18 protein-coding genes are annotated in these 19778 nt (G+C 74.1%); 9 read left to right on the top strand and 9 right to left on the bottom strand.

The window, feature by feature from the left end; all coding sequences use genetic code 11:
* A partial coding sequence (locus tag ACWEPF_RS34760) for a C40 family peptidase (protein WP_452175724.1) occupies positions 1–502 on the top strand: 502 nt, incomplete at its 5' end.
* Between the two features lie 34 nt (positions 503–536).
* Here the strand turns inward: ACWEPF_RS34760 and ACWEPF_RS34755 are convergent.
* A complete protein-coding gene (locus tag ACWEPF_RS34755) occupies positions 537–1085 on the bottom strand; it encodes an SMI1/KNR4 family protein (RefSeq protein ID WP_452175723.1) in 549 nt (182 codons plus the stop codon).
* A gap of 41 nt (positions 1086–1126) precedes the next feature.
* Complete coding sequence (locus ACWEPF_RS34750) at positions 1127–2656, bottom strand: helix-turn-helix domain-containing protein (RefSeq protein ID WP_452175722.1); 1530 nt, start codon at positions 2654–2656, stop codon at positions 1127–1129.
* A 120-nt stretch (positions 2657–2776) separates the two neighbouring features.
* Here ACWEPF_RS34750 and ACWEPF_RS34745 point away from each other — a divergent pair, with 120 nt between their 5' ends.
* On the top strand, positions 2777–4045 hold the full coding sequence (locus ACWEPF_RS34745) for a GNAT family N-acetyltransferase (RefSeq protein ID WP_452175721.1): 1269 nt from the start codon (positions 2777–2779) through the stop codon (positions 4043–4045).
* A gap of 25 nt (positions 4046–4070) precedes the next feature.
* Here the strand turns inward: ACWEPF_RS34745 and ACWEPF_RS34740 are convergent, their stop codons facing one another.
* The 3 genes from ACWEPF_RS34740 to ACWEPF_RS34730 are packed head-to-tail and all read right to left on the bottom strand — an operon-like array spanning position 4071 to position 5800.
* Positions 4071–4841 (bottom strand): TetR/AcrR family transcriptional regulator, encoded by a 771-nt coding sequence (locus ACWEPF_RS34740; RefSeq protein ID WP_345290964.1) that lies wholly within the window; start codon positions 4839–4841, stop codon positions 4071–4073.
* A gap of 11 nt (positions 4842–4852) precedes the next feature.
* On the bottom strand, positions 4853–5371 hold the full coding sequence (locus ACWEPF_RS34735; protein ID WP_452175720.1) for a thiol-disulfide oxidoreductase DCC family protein: 519 nt from the start codon (positions 5369–5371) through the stop codon (positions 4853–4855).
* A 24-nt stretch (positions 5372–5395) separates the two neighbouring features.
* The gene (locus tag ACWEPF_RS34730) at positions 5396–5800 is read right to left on the bottom strand and encodes a hypothetical protein (protein ID WP_345290962.1); all 405 of its coding nucleotides are present in this window, start codon (positions 5798–5800) and stop codon (positions 5396–5398) included.
* A gap of 106 nt (positions 5801–5906) precedes the next feature.
* On the opposite strand from ACWEPF_RS34730, the gene ACWEPF_RS34725 reads away from it, so the two are divergent.
* On the top strand, positions 5907–6416 hold the full coding sequence (locus ACWEPF_RS34725) for an N-acetyltransferase family protein (RefSeq protein ID WP_452175719.1): 510 nt from the start codon (positions 5907–5909) through the stop codon (positions 6414–6416).
* A 92-nt stretch (positions 6417–6508) separates the two neighbouring features.
* Here the strand turns inward: ACWEPF_RS34725 and ACWEPF_RS34720 are convergent, their stop codons facing one another.
* Positions 6509–7759, bottom strand: a complete 1251-nt coding sequence (locus ACWEPF_RS34720) for an MFS transporter (protein ID WP_452175718.1) — start codon at positions 7757–7759, stop codon at positions 6509–6511.
* A gap of 126 nt (positions 7760–7885) precedes the next feature.
* On the opposite strand from ACWEPF_RS34720, the gene ACWEPF_RS34715 reads away from it, so the two are divergent.
* Positions 7886–8875 carry a LysR family transcriptional regulator gene (locus tag ACWEPF_RS34715; RefSeq protein ID WP_452175717.1) on the top strand — a complete coding sequence of 330 codons (990 nt, stop codon included), beginning with the start codon at positions 7886–7888 and terminating at the stop codon, positions 8873–8875.
* On the opposite strand, the gene ACWEPF_RS34710 is transcribed toward ACWEPF_RS34715, so the two are convergent.
* Complete coding sequence (locus tag ACWEPF_RS34710) at positions 8862–9473, bottom strand: YceI family protein (protein WP_452175716.1); 612 nt, start codon at positions 9471–9473, stop codon at positions 8862–8864. The genes ACWEPF_RS34715 and ACWEPF_RS34710 overlap by 14 nt on opposite strands.
* A 633-nt stretch (positions 9474–10106) precedes the next feature.
* Between ACWEPF_RS34710 and ACWEPF_RS34705 the strand changes: the two genes are divergently transcribed.
* From ACWEPF_RS34705 to ACWEPF_RS34695, 3 genes are all read left to right on the top strand, one after another.
* Positions 10107–13379: an SNF2-related protein gene (locus tag ACWEPF_RS34705; protein WP_452175715.1), complete on the top strand. Its 3273-nt coding sequence runs from the start codon at positions 10107–10109 to the stop codon at positions 13377–13379.
* Positions 13376–13618 (top strand): hypothetical protein, encoded by a 243-nt coding sequence (locus ACWEPF_RS34700; protein ID WP_452175714.1) that lies wholly within the window; start codon positions 13376–13378, stop codon positions 13616–13618. The genes ACWEPF_RS34705 and ACWEPF_RS34700 overlap by 4 nt, the downstream gene beginning before the upstream one ends.
* A gap of 152 nt (positions 13619–13770) precedes the next feature.
* The gene (locus tag ACWEPF_RS34695) at positions 13771–14535 is read left to right on the top strand and encodes a putative protein N(5)-glutamine methyltransferase (protein ID WP_452175713.1); all 765 of its coding nucleotides are present in this window, start codon (positions 13771–13773) and stop codon (positions 14533–14535) included.
* Positions 14536–14633: 98 nt separating this feature from the next.
* Here ACWEPF_RS34695 and ACWEPF_RS34690 read toward each other — a convergent pair whose 3' ends face one another.
* The gene (locus tag ACWEPF_RS34690; RefSeq protein WP_452175712.1) at positions 14634–15479 is read right to left on the bottom strand and encodes an alpha/beta fold hydrolase; all 846 of its coding nucleotides are present in this window, start codon (positions 15477–15479) and stop codon (positions 14634–14636) included.
* A 116-nt stretch (positions 15480–15595) separates the two neighbouring features.
* Here ACWEPF_RS34690 and ACWEPF_RS34685 point away from each other — a divergent pair, with 116 nt between their 5' ends.
* Entirely contained in the window at positions 15596–16042 is a 447-nt protein-coding gene (locus tag ACWEPF_RS34685; RefSeq protein WP_452175711.1) for a MarR family transcriptional regulator, read from the top strand.
* A gap of 63 nt (positions 16043–16105) precedes the next feature.
* Positions 16106–16783 (top strand): hypothetical protein, encoded by a 678-nt coding sequence (locus ACWEPF_RS34680; RefSeq protein WP_452175710.1) that lies wholly within the window; start codon positions 16106–16108, stop codon positions 16781–16783.
* A 99-nt stretch (positions 16784–16882) separates the two neighbouring features.
* Here ACWEPF_RS34680 and ACWEPF_RS34675 read toward each other — a convergent pair whose 3' ends face one another.
* Positions 16883–19669, bottom strand: coding sequence for a ricin-type beta-trefoil lectin domain protein (locus tag ACWEPF_RS34675; RefSeq protein ID WP_452175709.1), 2787 nt, complete (start codon positions 19667–19669; stop codon positions 16883–16885).
* Positions 19670–19778 lie beyond the last annotated feature (109 nt).

Here is a 19778-nt window from a genome sequence, read left to right as displayed (position 1 = left end):
CATCGCCGCCCAACAGGCCGCCGAGGCCGCCCGGGCCGCCGAGGAGGCCGCCGCCCGCGAAGCGGCCGCCGCCGCGGCGGCGGCCACGCCCTCCCACTCCTCCGACGGCTACGCGGCGGCCGACACCCCGTGGTCCGCCGACGGAGCCGCCGCCGCCATCGCCTTCGCCCGCTCCAAGATCGGCCTGCCCTACATCTGGGGCGGCGAGGGCCCGGCCGGCTACGACTGCTCGGGCCTGACCATGATGGCCTGGCGCCGCGCCGGCAAGTCCCTCACCCACTTCGCCGCCGACCAGTACGCCGAGTCCACTCCGGTCTCGTACGCCCAGCTCCGCCCCGGCGACCTGGTCTTCTGGACCGACACCGGCCGCGCCCGCGACATCCACCACGTCGCGATCTACATCGGCGACGACCAGATGATCGAGGCCCCCCGCCCCGGCACCGCCATCAAACAGGCCAGCCTCTGGATCATGGGCCGCCCCGACTTCTACGGCCGCCCCTGACAGCCGCCCCCGGACGCGGGCTCCTGACCGGCCGTCAGCCCGCTGCCGGGCCCTCCACGATCCAGCCCATCCCGTACACCAGGTCCTCGAAGTCCGGGAACTCCCGCCCGGCCTGCTCGACCACGATCGCCCCGGGCCGTCGCGGCCCCGGCGCGAACCGCTCCGCCACGGCCGTCAGCCCGGCGTGCGGCCGCCCAGGCCGGCGCCGGCCCGCCGCGTGCCCGGCCGCCTCCCGCGGCCCGAACCCGTCGGCCAGCAGCCAGAGGAAGTCCCCCAGGTCCCGGGCCACCACGGCCGCGTCCCCGTCCGACCCGAGGAACACCACCGGCTGGTCCTCCACCGGCCGCCCGGGCCTGGTCACCCACACCGCCCCGTACCCACCCGCCCCGTCGGCCCCGAAGACCAGGAACTCCGCGTCGCCGCACCCCTCGTTCCCGCTCCACCGCCGGAACCACGCCGCGGCCTCCGCCTCCGGCAGGAACGACGCCAGCGCCTCGAAGTCGACCCCGTCCTCCTCCGCGAACGGAACGGACAGGGCGGCGGCCAGCCCGGCCGGAAACCCCCGGCCCTCGAAGATCGTCATGATCCCGAGGCTAGCCACCGCCTAGGACAGTCGTCCGACCGTCAGATGTCGCGGAAGGTCTCGATGTTGGCGCCGATGGAGTTGAGGCGGGCGGCCAGGTCCTCGTAGCCGCGGTTGATGACGTAGACGTTGCGCAGCACCGAGGTGCCCTCCGCCGCGAGCATGGCGAGGAGGAGGACGACGGCGGGGCGCAGGGCCGGGGGGCAGACGGTCTCGGCGGCGCGCCAGCGGGTCGGGCCCTGGACGAGGACGCGGTGCGGGTCGAGGAGGGTGACGTCGGCGTTGAGGCGGGTCAGGTCGGTGAGGTAGATGGCCCGGTTGTCGTAGACCCAGTCGTTGATGTGGGTGGTGCCGTGGGCGGCCGCCGCGATCACCGCGAAGAAGGGGACGTTGTCGATGTTGATGCCGGGGAAGGGCATCGGGTGGATCTTGTCGACGGGGGCGGTGAGCTTGGACGGACGGACCGTCAGGTCGACCAGCCGGGTGCGGCCGTTGGCGGCGGGGTACTCGGGGGTGCGGTCGTAGTCGAGGCCCATCTGCTCCAGGACGGCGAGCTCGATCTCCAGGAACTCGATCGGCACCCGACGGATGGTCAGCTCGGAGGAGGTGACCACGGCCGCGGCCAGCAGGCTCATCGCCTCGACCGGGTCCTCGGCCGGCGCGTAGTCGACGTCACAGGTGATGTCGGGCTGACCGTGCACCACCAGGGTGGTGGTCCCGATGCCCTCGATCTTCACGCCGAGCTGCTCCAGGAAGAAGCAGAGGTCCTGGACCATGTAGTTGGGGCTGGCGTTGCGGATCACCGTCACGCCGTCGTGCCGGGCGGCGGCCATCAGCGCGTTCTCGGTGACGGTGTCCCCGCGCTCGGTCAGCACGATCGCCCGCCCGGGGGAGACGCCCGGCTCGACCTGGGCGTGGTAGCTGCCGTCGGTCGCGGCGACCTCCAGGCCGAACTGCCGCAGGGCGCCGAGGTGCGGCTGCACGGTGCGGGTGCCGAGGTCGCAGCCGCCGGCGTAGGGGATGCGGAACTGCTCGGCGCGGTGCATCAGCGGGCCGAGCAGCATGAGCACGCTGCGGGTGCGCACCGCGGCGGCCTCGTCCATGGAGTCCAGGGCGAGCTCGGCGGGCGGGGTGAGCTCCAGGTCGCGGCCGTCGTTGACCCAGCGGGCCTTGACGCCGATGGAGGAGAGCACCTCGAGGATGCGGTAGACCTCCTCGATCCGGGCGACCTGGCGCAGCGTGGTGCGGCCGGTGGTGAGCAGCGAGGCGCAGAGCAGGGCGACGCTGGCGTTCTTGCTGCTGCGGACGTCGATGGCGCCGCTCAACTGCCTTCCGCCGTCGACCCGCAGGTGCATCGGGCCGGCGTAGCCGAGCGAGACGATCTCGCTGTCCAGCGCCTCGCCGATCCGCGCGACCATCTCCAGCGTCAGGTTCTGCTGGCCCTTCTCCATCCGGTTGACCGCACTCTGGCTGGTGCCGAGCGCCTCCGCGAGCTGGCCCTGGGTCTTGCCCTTGTGCTCGCGGGCGGTGCGGATGAGACCGCCGATGCGCTTGAGGTAGTCGTCGCTCATTCGCCAGACGATATCTCATATGTGAGATGAGGAAAGCTGTGGAGTCCCTCGGAGCTCCCTGGGAGCCGGCCGGGTGAAATACGGATGCCGAGGCCTGACGGTGCGTCGTACGGTGACGGGATGGGCAACGACGGACCTGGGGACCAGGTCGAGATCCGCTACATCACCGAGGACGAGCTCCCTGCCTGGGAGCGCGCGCTGGCCCGGGGCTTCCTGCGGCCGCACATCGGGGAGGGCGGGGAGTTCCGCCGCCTCCAGTTCGAGCCGAACCGCTTCCAGGGCGCGTTCGACCCCTTCGACCCGGCCCGCTGCGTGGCCACCTTCCGCAGCTTCGACACCGAGCTGACCGTCCCGGGCGGCGGCACCGTCGTGGCCGACGCGGTCTCCGCCGTGACGGTCAGTTCCACCCACATCAGGCGCGGTCTGCTCAGCCGGATGATGGCCGTCGACCTGGCCGACGCCAAGGCCCGGGGCTGCGTGGTCGCCATCCTGCTGGCGGCCGAGTACACCATCTACGGCCGCTTCGGCTTCGGCCCCTCCTCCCGGGTCGAGGCACTGAAGATCGACACCGTCGGCAGCGGCGGCCTGCGGGGGGACCTGCCGCCGACCCCCGGCCGGGTGGACTTCGCCTCGATGGAGGAACTCCGCAAGATCGGGCCGGAGTTCTACGACCGGTGGCGGCTCACCCAGCCCGGGGCGATCGAGCGCAAGTCGTACCGGTGGAAGATGTACACCGGTGAGCTGACCGCGCCCGGCTTCGACTGGAAGGAGCCGTTCGCCGCCGTCTACCGGGACGCGGCCGGCGCCGTCGCGGGCATCGCGACCTACCGGGTGGACGACGTCTGGGAGAACGGCCTGCCCAACTGCACCCTCACCGTCGACGACTTCCTCGCGATGGACACCACCGCGGCCCTGGCGCTCTGGCGCCTGGTCTTCTCGGTGGACTGGGTCCGGACCGTCGTGGTCGAGAACCTCGGCGCCGACGACCCGCTGCCGCTCTGGCTCAAGGACCCGCGGCACGCCCGGCCGGGCGAGGAGTTCGGCGACGCCACCTGGCTCCGGCTGCTGGACGTCCCGGCCGCCTTCGCCGCCCGCACCTACGCTGCTCCCGGCCGCCTGGTGCTGGAGGTCACCGACCGGCACGGGTACGCCGAGGGCCGCTGGGCGCTGACCGTGGCCGCGGACGGCACCGGCCGGGCCGAGCCGACCGACGAGCCGGCCGAACTCGCTCTCGACGCGGCCGAGTTGGGCGCCCTCTACCTGGGCTCCGAGTCCGCCTCCCGGCGGGCCCTGGCCGGCCTGGTCACCGAACTGCGCCCCGGCGCGGCGGCCACCGCCGACCTGCTGCTGCGCACCCCGCTCCGGGCGTGGAACCCGGAGCCGTTCTGACGGATCGTCACCAGGCGGGCGTGGTTCAGGACTTCTGGGTCCGGCCGATGGTCGGCAGGATGAAGTCCTGGATCAGCCCCTTGGCGTCCCGGACGATCGGGCGGAACACCCGGTACCGGGAGAGCGTCAGCAGCTTGGCCGCGAACGGGGTCGAGCGGCGGACGAACTCCCGGGTCCGCTCGGTGTCCTCGGTGCGGTCGAAGACCCAGTACAGCACCACGACCATCAGGTGCAGCCAGAGCAGGTCGGGCAGCAGCTCGGCCAGTTCGGCGTCCAGCTTGCTGTTCAGCTCCGAGCCGTCGAGCACGTCCCGGAACAGCTGGACCGCGGTGGCCCGGGCCGGGTGCGACTCGTTGGAGAACGGGCTCAGCGAGCTGTTCGGATCGGCGGCGGTCCGGAAGAACTGCGAGGCGAACTCGTGGTACGGCGCCGCCGTGTCCAGCCAGGACTCCAGGGCGATCTGGAGCCGGTCCGCGAACTCCTTGTGCCCCTCCATCCGGGCCTTGGCGTCGGCGGCGTGGTCGTAGGTCATCAGGTCGTAGAAGCCCTGGATCAGGAACTCCTTCGACTCGAAGTAGTAGTAGGCGTTCCCGACCGAGACCCCGGCCTCCGAGGCGATCGCCCGCATGGTGGTCTTGTCGTAGCCGCGCTCCTTGAACAGCCGCATCGCGGTGTCCAGGATCAGCGCCCGGGTCTGTTCGCTCTTCCCGGTCTTGGGGAGGGCGCGACCGCCCGGAAGCTCGGGGGCCTGCTCGGCGGGGCTGTTGTCGCTCTCGTGCTGGTTCGGCTGCTCCACGCTGGTTGAGCCTACCCGGACGGGGTGGCCGGCACCGGACATGAGCCGTCGTCACAGACCGGACCGCTCGGCGGCCACCCCTCCGCCCCGGGTACGGGCCCTGGCGCGGGTGCGGGCACGGGTGGGGCCCCGGCCGCGGCCGGGACGCCGGCCCCGGTCGCCCGGCGGTACGCGCTGACGGCGAACACCGCGGCCCGTGCCAGCGGCAGCCCCGCCGGCGTGGAGAGCGAGACGGCCAGCGGCCGGTGCTCGGTGAGCGCCCAGAGCGCGGTGACGAAAGCCGGGGCCCCGCGCCAGACCTCCCCGCTGTCGGAGACCACGGTCAGCTCCCCGAGCGAGGCGTCGTGGTCCAGCGTCGGGAACTTCTGCCGGGCGACGTACGAGCCGACCGGCACCAGCTCCAGCGGCACCAGCTTGGGCTGGCCGCGCAGCCAGGCCGCGAGGTGGCGGCAGAGCGAGCAGTCGGGATCGTGCAGCACGGTGAGCCAGCGGACCGGTGCCGCGGCGGCCGTGGCCTTGGTCGTCGTCATGGTGGTCATGCCCCCCGCCGCCGGTCAGGCCGGGTACGGGGCGACGAAGCCCTGCGGGGCGACCGGCGGGCGCTGCTGCTGCTCCAGCGAACCCCGGCGGCGGATCCGGTTGAGCACGTACACGTTGCCCAGGTGCATCACGCCCAGCAGCAGGAGCACGGTGCCGAGCTTGTAGGAGAGCGCCTCGAAGACCCCGGCGGCGCTCTCGACCCGGCGGTCGTTGCGCATCCAGAGGGCGACGAAGCCGAGGTTGATCAGGTAGAAGCCGACCACCAGCAGGTGGTTGACGGCGTCCGCCAGCCGTTCGTCGCCGGCGAAGACGTCGGAGAGGAAGAGGCGGCCGTTGCGGCTGAGGGTGCGGGCGACCCAGAAGGTCACGCCGGCGGCGACGGGCAGGTAGACGGCGTAGCTGATGACCGTGAGGTCCATGGGACCGCTCCTTTTCGAACGTGTTCAAAAGCTCTGGGCATGACTGTAGAGCGATTCTTGAACATGTTCAAGATGGGGTGGCGGTGGGCTGTGGCAGGCTCTCGGCATGGACCAGTCGCTCATCCGCCCCGGCACCCCCGCCGACGCCCCCGCGGTCGCCGCCCTGCACAGCGCGAGCTGGCGCACCGCCTACGCCGGCATCGTCCCGGCCGAGGCCCTCGGCGACGGTCTGACGGAGGAACGGCGCGAACTCTGGGACCTGCGCCTGACCGCCGACTACGGCGAACCGGCCAACACCCCGCACCTGCTGGTCGCCGAGCGCGGGGGAGAGCTCGTCGGCTTCGCCTACCTGGTGCCCCAGCCGGACGGCCGCGTCCTGCTCGACAACCTCCACGTCCGCCCCGGACTCACGGGAGACGGCATCGGCGCCCGCCTCCTGGCCGCCTGCCGCGACCACTGCCGCGACGTCACCCTCTACCTGGAGGTCCTCCAGGGCAACGCCCGCGCCGTCGCCTTCTACGAACGCGAGGGAGCCACCCGCACCGACACCCGCACCGGCTGGTTCCCCGGCGGCCACCCGCTCCCGGAGTACGAGTACACCTTCCTCGACGGCTAGGTCCGGGGGCTGGCGGCGGCGTGTCGGGGCGCGCCGGGGGCGCGAGGAACTGCGCGAGTGCGGAAGGCGTACCGGCGTGAGATCGGGGCACGTCAGCCAGTTGCCCGTGCTGCCGTTCCCCCGCCCGTAGTTCCCCGCGTCCCCGGGCCGACCAGTCCCCGGTACCCCGCAGTCGTCACGGCGAGCGCCAGGACCGCCGCCCCGGCCGTGATCAGGTAGCCCGTCCCGGGGGCCGCGTGCTGCGCGAGGGCCCCGCCACCCGCCGCCCCGGCGGAGATCCCGACCAGGATCCCGGCCACCGCGACGCCCATGCCCTCGTTCAACTGGCCCGCCGGCAGGACCTCCTGGACCAGCGTCATCCCCGTCACCATCGTCGGCGCCACCGCCACCCCGACCACGAACAGCGCCGGCCCGAGCAGCGCCACCCCGCCCCCGGCCTGACCGACCGCCAGCGGGAGGAGCGTCAGCCCGGCCAGCACCCCCAACCCCGCCGGCAGCCGTCCGGCCGCCCCGATCCGGGTCCGCAGCACCCCGAAGGCCAACCCCGACAGCCCGGACCCCGCCGCCACCAGCCCCAGCAGCCACCCCGCCGAGGCTCGCTGCCCGAGCGCGTCGGCGTACGCGACGGTGGTGACCTCCATCGAGCCGAAGAGCAGTCCGGTCGCCGCGAACACCGCGACCAGCAGCCACAGCCGCCCCACCCGCAGCACCCCGCCCGCCTGACCCTCCGTCACCGTCGACGGGGGCCGCACCGGAGGCTCTGTCCGCCGCTGCGCCGCGAACAGCAGCACCCCGCCCCCGCCCAGCACCGACCCCACCAGCAGCCCGGCCTCCGGGAAGAGGCCGGTGCACAGCGCGGTGCCGAGCACCGGCCCGGCCATGAAGCAGACCTCGTCGAGCGCCTGCTCCAGCGCGTTCGCGGTGTGCCGCGCCTCGGGGTCGTCGGCGTACAGGTGCGCCCAGCGCGCCCGGGCCATGCCGCCGAGGTTGGGCAGCACCGAGGCCAGGGGGTAGCAGACGAACAGCGTCCAGGCCGGCGCGCCGTACCGGGCGCAGAGCAGCAGCCCGGCCATCGGCCCGATGCCGGCCAGTACGCACGGCACCGAGACCCGCGCCTGCCCGTACCGGTCGACCAGCCGCCCGAGCAGCGGCATTCCGACCGCCACCGCGACCACCCCGGCGGCGGAGACCGCCCCGGCCAGCGCGTACGAGTCCCGCCGGGCGGCCACCATCAGCACGGCGGAGACCCCGGTCATCGAGAAGGAGAGCCGCGCCAGCAGCCCGCTCAGCGTGAAGGCGAGCGCGCCGGGCGCGGCGAACAGACGGCGGTACGAGGCGAACACGGAGCTCCTGAGCGGACGTCAGCGGAGGGGGAGTGACACCCACCCTGACGACCGTCCCGCCACCCGGTCCAACACCTGTTCGGCGCCATTGACACAGCTGTGTTGTCAATCGGCTAGGGTGCCCGGATGCCCCGTGATCTCCATCCCCGGCTGCTGCGCGGCTTCGTGGCCACCGCCGACACCCTGCACTTCGGCCGGGCGGCCGAGCGGCTGCACGTGGCACAGCAGGCGCTGAGTCGGGACGTCCGCGCGCTGGAGGAGACGCTCGGGCGGCGGCTCTTCGACCGGACCACCCGGAGCGTGCGGCTCACCCCGGAGGGGGAGCGGCTGCTGCCGAAGGTGCGGGAACTCCTGCTCCTGCACGACGAGTTGCTCGCCGGTTCGGACGTCCGACGGCCGCTGCTGGTGGACCTCAACAACGATGTCGGCGGGGACGACCTGACCACCGTCCGGGTGCTGGCGGAGGCCCGGGAGGCCTGCCCCGGGCAGGAGCTGCTGGCCCGCTTCCACGGTGGACTGGCCGCCGCGGCAGGGGAGTTGCTGGCCTACCGGCTGGACGCCTCGTTCGGGCGCTTCGCCGGGCTGCCGCCCGGAGTCCGGGCCGGGCTGGCCCAACTGCCGGTGCGGTTCGAGGAGATGGCGGTGATGCTGCCGCTCTCGCATCCCTTGGCGGGGCTGGAGCGGGTGCCGCTGGCGGCGCTGGCCGGGTATCCGGTGGACGTCTGCGCGGGCAATCCCACCACCACCGAGTGGACCGACCTGGGGCGCCGGCTGCTGGACGCCTTCGGCCTGGTGGCCGCCGCTCCGCACGCACCGCCGGTCGGGGTGGACGAGGTGGGGCACTACCTGACGCGGCACGGGGAGGCCATGCTCACCACGACGGGCGGCCCCGGGATACCCGGGGCCGTGACCCTGCCGTTGGTCGAGCCGGTACCGCTCGCCCTGGTCAGCCTGGTGCACCGGCCGGGGGAGCGCCATCCGGGCCTGCGGGCCCTGCGCGAGGCGGCCGGACGGCTAGCCTCCCGTGAGGGCTGGCTGCGCCGTCCGGCGGGCAGTTGGCTGCCCGCCGAGGACGCCGCACTGCTCGGGGAGCCGGCCGCGGTCAGGCCTGCTTGACGGCGGAGATGTCGAAGCTGAGCTTGACCTTCTCGCCGATCAGCACGCCGCCGGTCTCCAGCGCGGCGTTGTAGCTCAGGCCCCAGGCGGTGCGGTCCACCGTGGTCGAGCCCTCGAAGCCGACCCGCTGGGCGCCGTACACGTCGGTGGCGCTGCCGGTGTACTCCAGGTCGAGCACGACCGGGCGGGTGGTGTCCTTGATGGTCAGCTCACCGGTCATCCGGTACGAGTCGCCGTCGAGGCGCTCGGCGGAGGTGGAGCGGAAGGTGATCTCCGGGAAGCTCTCGGCGGCGAAGAAGTCGCCGGTGCGCAGGTGCTCGTCGCGCTGGCCGTTGCCGGTGTCGATGCTGGCGACCTTGATGGTCAGGGCGGCGGTGGAGTTCTCCGGGGTGGTGCCGTCGAGCTTGAGCAGGCCCTCGTGCTCGGTGAACTGGCCGCGGACGTTGGTGACCATGGCGTGGCGGACCGCGAAGCCGATCTGGCTGTGCGAGGCGTCGATCGCGTAGTCGCCGGTGAGGTGGGCGAGGTCCGGACCGGCCGGGCGCTCGGCGACGGCGGTGGTGGTCGCGGCGGTCTTGTTGCGGTTGAAGATGCCCATGGCTGCTGCTCCTCGGGGTGCGAAGCCAGTTGTTTAGGCTTCAACTTTGTTGATGGCTCCACCGTAGACCCATTTCGTTCAAAGTTCAACCACAAGCCGGTGGGTCGGCTTGGAACACCCATCCGGCCCCGCTCCCGCCCGTCCTCGGGCCGGCCGCCGAAGGCGGTCAGGGGCGCGAGGTACTGCGCGAATCGGAAGGCATCGCCCTCGTGCCGGGTGCGGACGGCCACTTGCACGTGAGGCCCCGTACCCGGCACACGGGCCATCCCCTCCCGCCACGCGCAGTTCCCCGCGCCCCTTGGGTGGCCACCACCATTCGCGCCGCCCGCCTCCGGGTTGCCTCCGGGTTGCCTTGAGGTCGCCGAAGGCGGCCAGGGGCGCGAGGAACTGCGCGAATCGGAAGGCACCGCCCCGTGTGCCGGGTGCGGAGAGCCACTTGCACGTGAAGGCCCGTACCCGGCACACCGGCCGTCCCCTCCCGCCGTGCGCAGTTCCCCGCGCCCCCGGGTTGGCCACCACCGCCCGCCCCGACTCCCGGTGCTCCGCTCCGGCCTGCCCCGGCGGGAGTGTCCGGCGGTCCCTCTAGGGTGGGAGCTCGAGGAGAACGTCCGTGGCCAGGAGGGGTGTGCGCCGATGTACGCGCTGCACGCGTTCTGGCGGGCCGACGGGCAGCTCGCGCTCTGGGCGGAGGATGCCCGGGCCTTCGCCGCCCCCCGTACGCCGCCCGCCCGCCGGGGCCCCTCCGCCGCGCACCCCTACGCCTGCCCCGCCGACGAGGTGGCCCGACTGCTGGCGGCGCTCGGGCCAGGGGCGGGCTGGCTGGCCGGGCAGGCGCCCGAGCGGTGGGGCACGCTGCGGCTGCCCGGCCTCGGCGGGGCGCCCACGCCCTCCCCGCAGCTGCCCGTCGGCGCCATCGGCCAAGGGGTCACGCTCGCCGACTGGCGGGTGCCCGTCCTGCTCTTCCCGTCGACCGCCGCCGCCCAACTCCTCGGCGAGCTCTACGACCCCCACGGGGGCGCGGCCACCCTCCAACTCCCGGACGCCGAAGGCCCGGTGGAGCTCGCCTACGGTGCGTCGCTCCGCTGGCTGACCGCCGTCCACGACCTCGCCTGGCGGCTGGCCGGACGCGGCCGCGTCCTTCCCGTCCTGCGGGAACGGGACGGCCGCCCGTACGCCCACTGGCAGCCCGCACCCGACCGGACCGCCCGGGCCGAGGCGGGGGCGCTGGCCCGTGGCTGCCCGCCGATCGCCCTTGCCGAGGTCCCGGTCGTGGCCCCCGAAGCCCAGTCCTTCGCCCCGGCGGCGGCGGACGCGATGGTCGCCGCACTGCTCGACGCACTGACGGACCGCGAGGTGCGGGTGGCCCTGGAGGGTGCGCCCGCCCCGGCCGGCGAGGGCGCGGTCGCCGATTGGCTGGCCGCCCTCCACGCCCCCGACGGCACCTTCCCCGCACCCGCACCCACACCCACTTCCGCTGCCCCGTCCACACCCGCCGGGACCGGATCGCCGACCTCGGTCGAGCCCACCCCGTCACCCACCCCCGATCTGCCGGCCGCACCCGACCGCGCCCCCCTCGGCAGCGAACTGGCCGACCTCCAGGAGGAGTTGACGCGCTGGTACGCGGGCGACCCCGCCCCCGGCCGTACACTCCGCCTCTGCTTCCGGCTCTCCGAGCCGCTCGGCCCCGGCGACGGTGACCCCGAGGGCCGCCCTGACGAGGACGACTGGCGGCTCGACTTCCTGCTCCAGGCGATCGACCGGCCCTCCCTCCTCCTCTCCGCCGCCGAGCTCTGGGCGGACGGTCCGGCCGCTGCCGCGCTCGTCCGCCAAGTCCCCGACGCACAGGAGCAGTTCGCCGTCGAGCTGCACCGCGCCGCGCTGCGCCGCCCCGAGCTGCGCCCGGCCCTGGCGGGCTCCCGCCCGACCGCCCTGCGGCTCGGTCGCGAGGAGGCCCTCGGGTTCCTCCGGGACGCGGCTCCCGCCCTGGCGGAGTCCGGGTTCGGCGTCCTGCTCCCCACCTGGTGGCAGCGCCGTCCACGCCTCGGGCTCGCCCTCACCGCAGCCCGCGTCACTCCGCCCGGCTCGGTGAAGCGCGAGGCGCAGGTGGACCGGGACTCCCTGGTGGACTTCCGCTGGCAGCTGGCCCTCGGTGGAATCACCCTCACCGAACAGGAGTTGGCCGACCTCGGGGCGGCCCAGCAGGGGCTGGTGCGGCTGCGCGGCCGCTGGGTGGAGGTGGACGCCGGGCAGATCGCCTCCGCGCTGCGCTTCCTGGAGCGGCACGGCAGCGGCACCATCGACACCGCTGACCTGCTCCGCCTGGCCCTCGACCCGTCCGCCACCGCCGGCGGGCTGCCGGTCACCGCCGTCACGGCCACCGGCCCGCTCGGTGAGCTGCTCGCCGGCCGCGCCGTGGACACCACCGCCCCGCCGCTGCCGCCCGAGTTCGGCGCGACCCTCCGGCCTTACCAGGAACGGGGGTTGGCCTGGCTGCACGCCCTGTCCCGGCTCGGCCTGGGCGGGGTGCTGGCGGACGACATGGGGCTCGGCAAGACCGTGCAGACCCTCGCCCTGCTGGCGGCCGAGCACCACGCCGGGGCCACCGGCCCGCCCGGCCCGACCGGCCCGCCCGGCCCGACCCTGCTGGTCTGTCCGATGTCCCTGGTCGGCAACTGGCAGCGCGAGGCGGCCCGGTTCGCGCCGATGCTGCGGGTGCACGTCCACCACGGCGCCGAGCGCGCCACCGCGCTGCCCGCGGCCGACCTGGTGATCACCACCTACGGCGTGCTCCAGCGCGACGCCGGCCTGCTGCGGAGGGTCCGTTGGCGCCGGGTGGTCGCCGACGAGGCGCAGCACGTCAAGAACGCCGCCACCGCCCAGTCCAGGGCGCTCCGTTCGATCCCCGCCACCGTGCACCGGATCGCCCTCACCGGCACGCCGGTGGAGAACCGGCTGTCCGAGCTGCACACCGTGCTGGACTTCGCCAACCCCGGCCTCTTCGGCAGCGCCGAGGTCTTCCGCGAGCGCTTCGGCCTGCCGGTCGAGCAGCACGGCAGCGTCGCGGCGGGAGAGCGGCTGCGGCGGCTGACCGGGCCGTTCGTGCTGCGCCGTCGCAAGACGGACCCGGCGGTGGCTGCGGAGCTGCCGGCCAAGCAGGAGATCACCGTCCGCTGTCACCTGACGGCCGAACAGGCCGGGCTGTACCAGGCCGTGGTGGCCGAGCTGCTCCACCGCCTCCAGGGCATCCGGGGCGTGGAGCGCAAGGGTGCCGTGCTGGCGGCGATCGGGCGGCTCAAGCAGGTCTGCAACCACCCCTCCCAACTCCTGCACGACCGTTCGCCGTTGGGGGACCGTTCGGGCAAGGTGGCCCGGCTGGAGGAACTGCTCACCGAGGCGCTGGCGGAGGGTGACCGGGCGTTGGTCTTCACCCAGTACGCCGAGTTCGGGCGGCGGCTCCAGCCGCACCTGGCCCAGCGGCTCGGCACCGAGGTGCTCTACCTGCACGGTGGTGTGCCCCGCCACCGCCGTGAGGAGATGGTGGCCCGCTTCCAGGCCCAGGAGCCGGACGGACCCCGGGTCTTCCTGCTCTCGCTCCGCGCGGGTGGCACCGGGCTCAACCTCACCGCCGCCAACCAGGTGATCCATCTGGACCGTTGGTGGAACCCGGCGGTCGAGGACCAGGCCACCGACCGGGTCCACCGGATCGGTCAGCACCGGGCCGTCCAGGTCCGCCGACTGGTCTGCGTCGGCACCGTCGAGGAGCGGATCGGCGAACTCATCGAGGCGAAGCGCTCGTTGGCCGACCAGGCGGTCGCCGCCGAGGAGCGCTGGCTCACCGAGCTCGACCCGGCCGCCCTGCGTGAACTGGTCACCCTCGCCACAGAGGCCTTGGAGGAGGAGACATGACGGACGCTCAGCAGGTGCCCGAGCACTTCTGGGACGGCTCCTTCACCCTCGCCGCGGGCCCCGTCGCCGCGCCCGTCGCCGATCCCGTTGCCGCGTCCGCGGCCGCCGACCCCGAGGACGGCGGGACGGCGCTCGACGCCCTCGGCCCGTCCGGCATCCGCCTCGGCGGCCGTGACCTCGCGGCCGTGCTGGCCGCCGACTACCGCCGGATGACCGGCGCGGAGCCCGGCGTCCGATAGAGTGCAACTCCCCCGTGGTCATGGTCCACGGGCCTGCTGAGGAGGTGAGACCCATTACCGCTGTGAAGGTCCGGGTGCTCTCCTCCGTCTCCCGTCCGGTCTGACCGACCGGACCCGAGAGCGCCCTTCGAAGCTTCGAAAGGCATCTCACCGTGTCGTACGCCACCACCGTCACCACCCTCCGCGCCGCCGGCTGCGTCTTCGCCGAGGACGAGGCCGAGCTGCTGCTCGCCACCGCCGAAGGGCCCGCCCAGCTGGCCGAGATGACGGCCCGTCGGGCGGCCGGCTACCCGCTGGAGCACGTGCTCGGCTGGGCCGCGTTCTGCGGCCTGCGGATCGCGGTCGGCCCCGGCGTGTTCGTACCGCGCCGCCGTACCGAGTACCTGGCCGAACAGGCCGCCGCGCTCCTCGCGCCCGACTCCGTCGTGCTCGACCTCTGCTGCGGCGCGGGTGCCGTGGCGGCCGTCCTGGCCCGCGGTCCGCACGCCGAACTCCACGCCGCCGATCTCGACCCGGCCGCCGTCGCCTGCGCCCGCCGCAACCTGCCCGCCTCCGCGCGCCTCCACCAGGGCGACCTGTACGCCCCGCTGTCCGACGGTCTGCGCGGCCGGATCACCGTCCTGGTCGCCAACGCCCCCTACGTCCCCACCGACGAGATCCGCTTCCTCCCGCCCGAGGCCCGCGACCACGAACCCCTCGCCACCCTCGACGGAGGGCCCGACGGCCTCGCCGTCCAACGCCGCGTCATCGCCGGCGCCCCCCGCTGGCTGGCCCCCGGCGGCCACCTCCTGATCGAGACCAGCGCCCGCCAGGCCCCCGCCACCGCCGCCACCATGACCGCCGCCGGCCTCCGGCCCCGCACCACCACCTCCGCCCCCCACGACGCCACCGTGGTCGTCGGCACCCTGCCCACCTGACCCCGTCTGACCGCGCCGGGGGCGAGGCCGCACGGGGTGATCCTGGGGCGCGGGGGACCGCGCGGTTCGGGAGGCCACCGGCGTGGGATCGGGGCGCGTCAGGCCGTCGCACGTGCCGCGGTCCCGGCCTCCTCGAGCAGAACCTCGACCAGCCGCGCGGCGTACGCCCGGGGGTGGCTGGTGTTCCCGTTGTGACCACCGGGGAACTCGGCCACCTCCGTCCCCACCAGCTCGGCGAGCGCGTCGGCGCAGCGCCGGTCGAAGACCTCCTCCGGAGTCGTGACCCCGGCTGCGGGGACGATCCGGACCGGCGAGGCGGCCACGGTGTCCGGCGCCAGGTCGTCCCGGAGCAGCGCCGTGAAGTCGTGCCGCAGGAAGCGGTCGAAGTTGGCCCGGCGCTGCGCGTCCATCGGCTGCGGGGTCAGACCCTCCTCCACGTCCCGCCCCGTGGTGTCGATGCCCAGCACCCGCGCGATCTCGGGCAGCACCGCCGCCAACCCGTCCTGCAGGTACAGCTCCTGGAGCTCCGCCAACTCCGCGACGTGGTGGGCCCGTTCCTCCGCCCCGAGCAGCCACGGTGCCACCGGCTCGTGCGCGATCAGGGTGGAGAGCTGCTCGGGGTGCCGGGCCGCGAGGTGCAGGCCGATGACGGCGCCGAGGCTGCAGCCGAGCATCGGCACGGGCCGGTCCGTCAGGGCGGCCAGCAGCCGGTGCACGTCGTCCACGTGGTCCGCCACGGCTACGGCCTCGCGCCCCTCGGCGGTCAGGCTCCGCGAGAGGCCGCGCCGGTCGTAGGTCAGGACGGTGAAGCTGTCGGCCAGGGTGTCCACCAGGTCGGTGCTGCGGTCGGCGTCGCCCTCGCCGCTCTGCGAGATCAGCAACAGCGGCCCGGTGCCGCGGAGTTGGTAGTGCAGGACGGCTCCGTCGACGACGAGCTCGGGCATGGTGGTTCCCCCTCGGGTCGGCCCGGCGGTCACTCCGCCCGGCGATGTCCTCACCGTATCGCATCCAATTAGATGTATCTAGATAGATGCATCTATGGAGATGTACCGTCTTCCCCATGAACGGAGTCGAGCTCTTCCTGCTGGGCCGCGCCCTGATGAAGATCGGGGAGGAGGCCCTCCCCGAACCCCCCGGCGGCGCCGAGCGCCAGTCGGGCGGCGCCCGGCTGACCCTGATCGTCGCGGGGGACGTGGCCACCCACCCCGGCACCACCGTCGGCGAGATCGCCGGCCGCACCGGCCTGCCGCAGAGCCAGGTCTCCACCGCCGTCGCCCGCCTCCGCGAGGCCGGCTCCGTCGACGCGTCTCCCGATCCGGCCGACCGCCGCCGCACCCTCCTCCACCCGGCCGCCGCGCCGAGCCCCCGGGTGGCCGAGGTCCGTGCCACCCCGATCGGCCCCGCCCTGGCCGCCGCCCTCCCGGACGCCACCCCGGCCGAACTCCGCGAACTCACCGCCGCCCTGGATCTCCTGGCCCACCACCTCCGCCCCACCGCCCGCCCCTGACCCACCCTGGTAACGTGCGCACCTTCACCGGCCCCGCCGGTCGGAGTCCCGAACGGGCCGCCCATGACCGACTCCTGGCAGGAGCTGCACGCAGCCCTCGACGCATTCCCCGCCGCCGTCGCCCCCTTCCGCGCGGAGGCTTGCGGCCACTGCTGCACCCCGGCGGACCTGGCAGCCCTCGCCGGGCCGCCCGAGGCAGTGCCCGACCGTCTGCTCGCCACCGCGGTCATCAGGACGCCCGGCCACTGGAACGACCACCCGGCCCTGATCCGCCGCCTGGCGCCCCGTCTGATGCGTGCGGTCGTGACCGACTCGCTGGGCGTGGCCGAGGGCACGGTCGGCACCCGCTTCCGCCAGGCGCGGTGGCAGCTCTGGCCGGAGCCCGAACGCTCCGCCCTCCTCGGCATCTGGCGGACCTGGTTCGACCTGACCCTCCGTCACCACCCCACGCGCGTCCCGGTGAGCCGCGTCCTCGACCTGCTCGCTGCCGCCGCCGGAACCCTCGCCCCGTGGCTCGACCGCTGGCCCGCCCAGGGGCTCCCGGCCGCGGACCGCCAACTCTCCGACCTGCTCGACGACTGGCTGCTGTACGACCGGCCGGACACCCTCCGGCTCGGTCACGGCGGTGAACTCCACGTCGGCCCGGAACTGTTCACCTGGCTGAACGGTCTCGACCCCACCCGCCTCACCGCCGACCAGCGCTACGTCCTCGCCCTCCTGAGAGCCGACCGTCCCCAGTAGTGCCCGGTCACGGCGTCCGCCCCGGAGAACGCCGACGGGGCGGCATCCGGAACGCGTCCGGAGTGCCGCCCCGTGCGGGGTGCGGAGGGTGCGCCGTGCCTACCCCCAGGTGTTGGTGGCCCAGAGTGCCTGGGCCCCGTCGGCGTCGTACAGCACCAGGTTCCCGTCGTGCTGCAGCACCAGGTAGGCGCCCGGGTGGCTCCAGGTGCGGGTGGACCAGAGGGCGTCGCCGTGGGCGTCGTGGACCACCGCGTTGCCGTCGGCCTGCAGGGTGAGCGAGGCACCCGGGTGGCCCCAGGTCCCGGACGCCCAGACCGGGGTGCCCGACTTGGTGAGCACCAGATTGCCGTCCGACTGCATGGTCAGGACCGCCGAGGACTGCATCGTGTGCTGAGCCTCACCGCTGCGCAGCAGGTAGCCCGGCGGCATCAGGGAACCCCTCCGCGCGGCCGCCAGGTTGTCGGTGCCCGACTGCCAACGGGCCTTTCCGACAGGGTCGTAGACCACGAGGTCGAGGTCGTCCTGGAGCACCGCGTGGGCCCCGGCGGAGCTGTAGGTGCCCGTGCTCCAGCGCGCACTGCCGTCCGCGGCACGGACCACCAGGTTGCCGTCCGCCTGCATGGTGACCGTGGCACCGGGGTTGCCCCAGGTCTGGCTCGACCAGCGGGCGTTGCCGGTGGCCTTGGAGTACAGCACCAGGTTCCCGTCCGGCTGCATCACCAGCCGGCCGGCCTTGGACGCCACCGTCTCGCCCGAGCGCAGCGTGCGGCCCGCGTGCAGCGGCGCGCCCTTGGTGTCCACCCCGTCGTACGAGGTGCCGGAGGCCCAGCGGACCCGGCCGTCCGCGTCGTACGCCACCAGGTTGCCGTCCCGCTGCGCCACCAGGCGGGTGGCCACGGCTCCCCAACTCCCGGTCGACCAGAGCGGGTTCGCCCGGGAGTCGCGCAGTACCACGTTCCCGTCGCCCTCCACGGCGACGGACGCTCCCGGGGAGCCGCCCGTGCCGGAGGCCCACAGGACCCGTCCGGCCTGACGGTCGGTCAGCACCAGGTTCCCGTCCGCCTGCATGGCCAGTGCGGTGCGGTCCGCGACCAGTTCCTCACCGCCGCGCAGCGTCCGGCCGGCCATCAGCGGCACGCCGGCCGGCTCGTGCGCCGGATCGTAGGTCCGGGTCGACCAGACCGGGGTGCCCTGCCGGTCGCGCAGCACCACGTTGCAGTCGTCCTGTACCCACAGGGTGGCATCGGCCACCGAGCTAGCCCCGTCGGGCCGGGCGGACCAGTAGCGGGTGTCCGCCGCGTCGCGGAGTTCGATGCCTCCGTCGGCCCGCACGGCGAACCTGCCGAAGCGGTGCCCGGGGGTGTTGCTGCTCCACAGCACCCGGCCGGTCGCCAGCTCGGTGACGACCAGGCTGCCTCCGTTCTCGACCTTCAGGCTCGCGCACGCCGAGTAGAAGACGTCCCAGGCGCTGCCGTTCCAGGTGCGACCGGGCGAGGGCTGCTCGCGTCCACCGAGCTCTCCCAGCGAGACCGGCCGGCCGAACCGCACCGCCCCGTCGGCCGCCACCTCGACCTCGCGCACGAGGGTCACCCTGGTGTTCAGGGTCGACAGGGCCGAGGTGATCAGCTCGGGCCGCCCGTCCCCGTCCAGGTCGCCCTGGGAGTCGAAGCCCTCCTCCACGACGAACGGATCGGCGAACTCGCGCTCCGGGAGGGTGATCAGGCCGAGCGGGGCCGGGAACGGCGCGGGGCCGGAAGCGGGGTCGGCGCTGCGGGCACCCCAGCTCTGCCGGGTCGTGCCGTCGCACGCCTCGAACGCGTACGCCCACCCCGGCAGCACGGTGAGGCACCGGCCGTCCGGTGCCACCACGGCGCCGTCCTGCCGCACCTGCCACCGCTGGTCCGGCTGACCGGTGCACGCCTGGGCCACGGGTCCGCCGTCGGTGAGGGCCAGGCAGCGGCCGGCTTCCCGGAGGGTGCCGTCCGTGCCCTGCTGCCAGAGCGAACCCTCGCTGTCGCAGGGCCGTACCCCGGACGCGTTGAAGCACTGCTGCCCGCCGTTGGCATCCCGCTCGGCGCTCTGGATCCGGTAGCTGCTGGTCGGGGACGCGAGCAGCTCGACCGGCAGGCCGGCCGGTCCGAAGCGCAGGCGGTGGCCGACGGCCTGACTCTCGTTCGGACGGTGCGCCCAGAGAGTGGGCTCGCCGCCCACCCGGCCGGGGGCGGCCAGCTGCACGCCCGTCCAGTCGCCGGTGCCCAGCCGGACGGGGGGATTGAGGCCGCCGCCGCTCCGGCCCGGGTAGTACCAGAGCTTCCCGCCCTCGACGGCGACCACGTCCGGCACGCCGTCCGCGTTGGCGATCCCGTCCGTGGCGATCACCTGGGTCGCCGAGTCCCAGGTCGGGTCGTACCCCGTGCAGTCCGAACCCGCCGCGCAGGTGGCCGGCTTGGCCACCTTCACGACCCGGTCCGCCGCCTTGGTGAAGTACCCGGCCTTCTCCTCGCCGTAGCCGCCGCTGTTCCGGTAGACGAGCAACTCGTGGTTGTACCTGTTGAACGCGTAGAGGTCGCCCACCGTCCCGCCCGTGGCGCTGCCCCGGAAGCTGACCTGGTGCCAACTCCAAGGCGCACCGGGCCTGTCGGCGACGCCTCCGGCGGTGTACGGCGCCCCGCCGGCCGGCAGCACGGTCAGCTTGTCGCCGTTGACGGAGATCACGTCCGGCCGGCCGTCGCCCGTCAGGTCGGTGCCGGCCACCGTGCTCCGGGTGGCCGGTTCATCGGCGTACGATGGTACGGCGAACCCGCCGGTCAGCAGTGCCGTCAGTGCGGCCACCGCCGCGAATCGCGGGCCGCCGAAGCGGCGCAGGGCGCCAACGCGCTCCCCCATGTGTCCCTTCCTCCGCAAGCACCGGGCCCGTGGCACCGGCGAGAGAACCCGTGATCACGGGACGGGGGGGCACGTTACCGTCCGTCAGTTCGATTCCGCCACACGGTAT

The sequence above is a fragment of the Kitasatospora sp. NPDC004289 genome (genome assembly GCF_053602875.1).
This window is presented reverse-complemented; position numbering and strand designations above follow the sequence as displayed.

Excerpts from the sequence above, each read along its gene's own strand:
- ACWEPF_RS34755 (WP_452175723.1), bottom strand. The coding sequence starts at position 1,085 with ATGACGATCTTCGAGGGCCGGGGGTTTCCGGCCGGGCTGGCCGCCGCC.
- ACWEPF_RS34715 (WP_452175717.1), top strand. The coding sequence starts at position 7,886 with ATGCCCCGTGATCTCCATCCCCGGCTGCTGCGCGGCTTCGTGGCCACC.
- ACWEPF_RS34725 (WP_452175719.1), top strand. The coding sequence starts at position 5,907 with ATGGACCAGTCGCTCATCCGCCCCGGCACCCCCGCCGACGCCCCCGCG.
- ACWEPF_RS34690 (WP_452175712.1), bottom strand. The coding sequence starts at position 15,479 with ATGCCCGAGCTCGTCGTCGACGGAGCCGTCCTGCACTACCAACTCCGC.
- ACWEPF_RS34700 (WP_452175714.1), top strand. The coding sequence starts at position 13,376 with ATGACGGACGCTCAGCAGGTGCCCGAGCACTTCTGGGACGGCTCCTTC.
- ACWEPF_RS34685 (WP_452175711.1), top strand. The coding sequence starts at position 15,596 with ATGAACGGAGTCGAGCTCTTCCTGCTGGGCCGCGCCCTGATGAAGATC.
- ACWEPF_RS34675 (WP_452175709.1), bottom strand. The coding sequence starts at position 19,669 with ATGGGGGAGCGCGTTGGCGCCCTGCGCCGCTTCGGCGGCCCGCGATTC.
- ACWEPF_RS34730 (WP_345290962.1), bottom strand. The coding sequence starts at position 5,800 with ATGGACCTCACGGTCATCAGCTACGCCGTCTACCTGCCCGTCGCCGCC.
- ACWEPF_RS34750 (WP_452175722.1), bottom strand. The coding sequence starts at position 2,656 with ATGAGCGACGACTACCTCAAGCGCATCGGCGGTCTCATCCGCACCGCC.
- ACWEPF_RS34680 (WP_452175710.1), top strand. The coding sequence starts at position 16,106 with ATGACCGACTCCTGGCAGGAGCTGCACGCAGCCCTCGACGCATTCCCC.
- ACWEPF_RS34735 (WP_452175720.1), bottom strand. The coding sequence starts at position 5,371 with ATGACGACGACCAAGGCCACGGCCGCCGCGGCACCGGTCCGCTGGCTC.
- ACWEPF_RS34745 (WP_452175721.1), top strand. The coding sequence starts at position 2,777 with ATGGGCAACGACGGACCTGGGGACCAGGTCGAGATCCGCTACATCACC.
- ACWEPF_RS34710 (WP_452175716.1), bottom strand. The coding sequence starts at position 9,473 with ATGGGCATCTTCAACCGCAACAAGACCGCCGCGACCACCACCGCCGTC.
- ACWEPF_RS34705 (WP_452175715.1), top strand. The coding sequence starts at position 10,107 with ATGTACGCGCTGCACGCGTTCTGGCGGGCCGACGGGCAGCTCGCGCTC.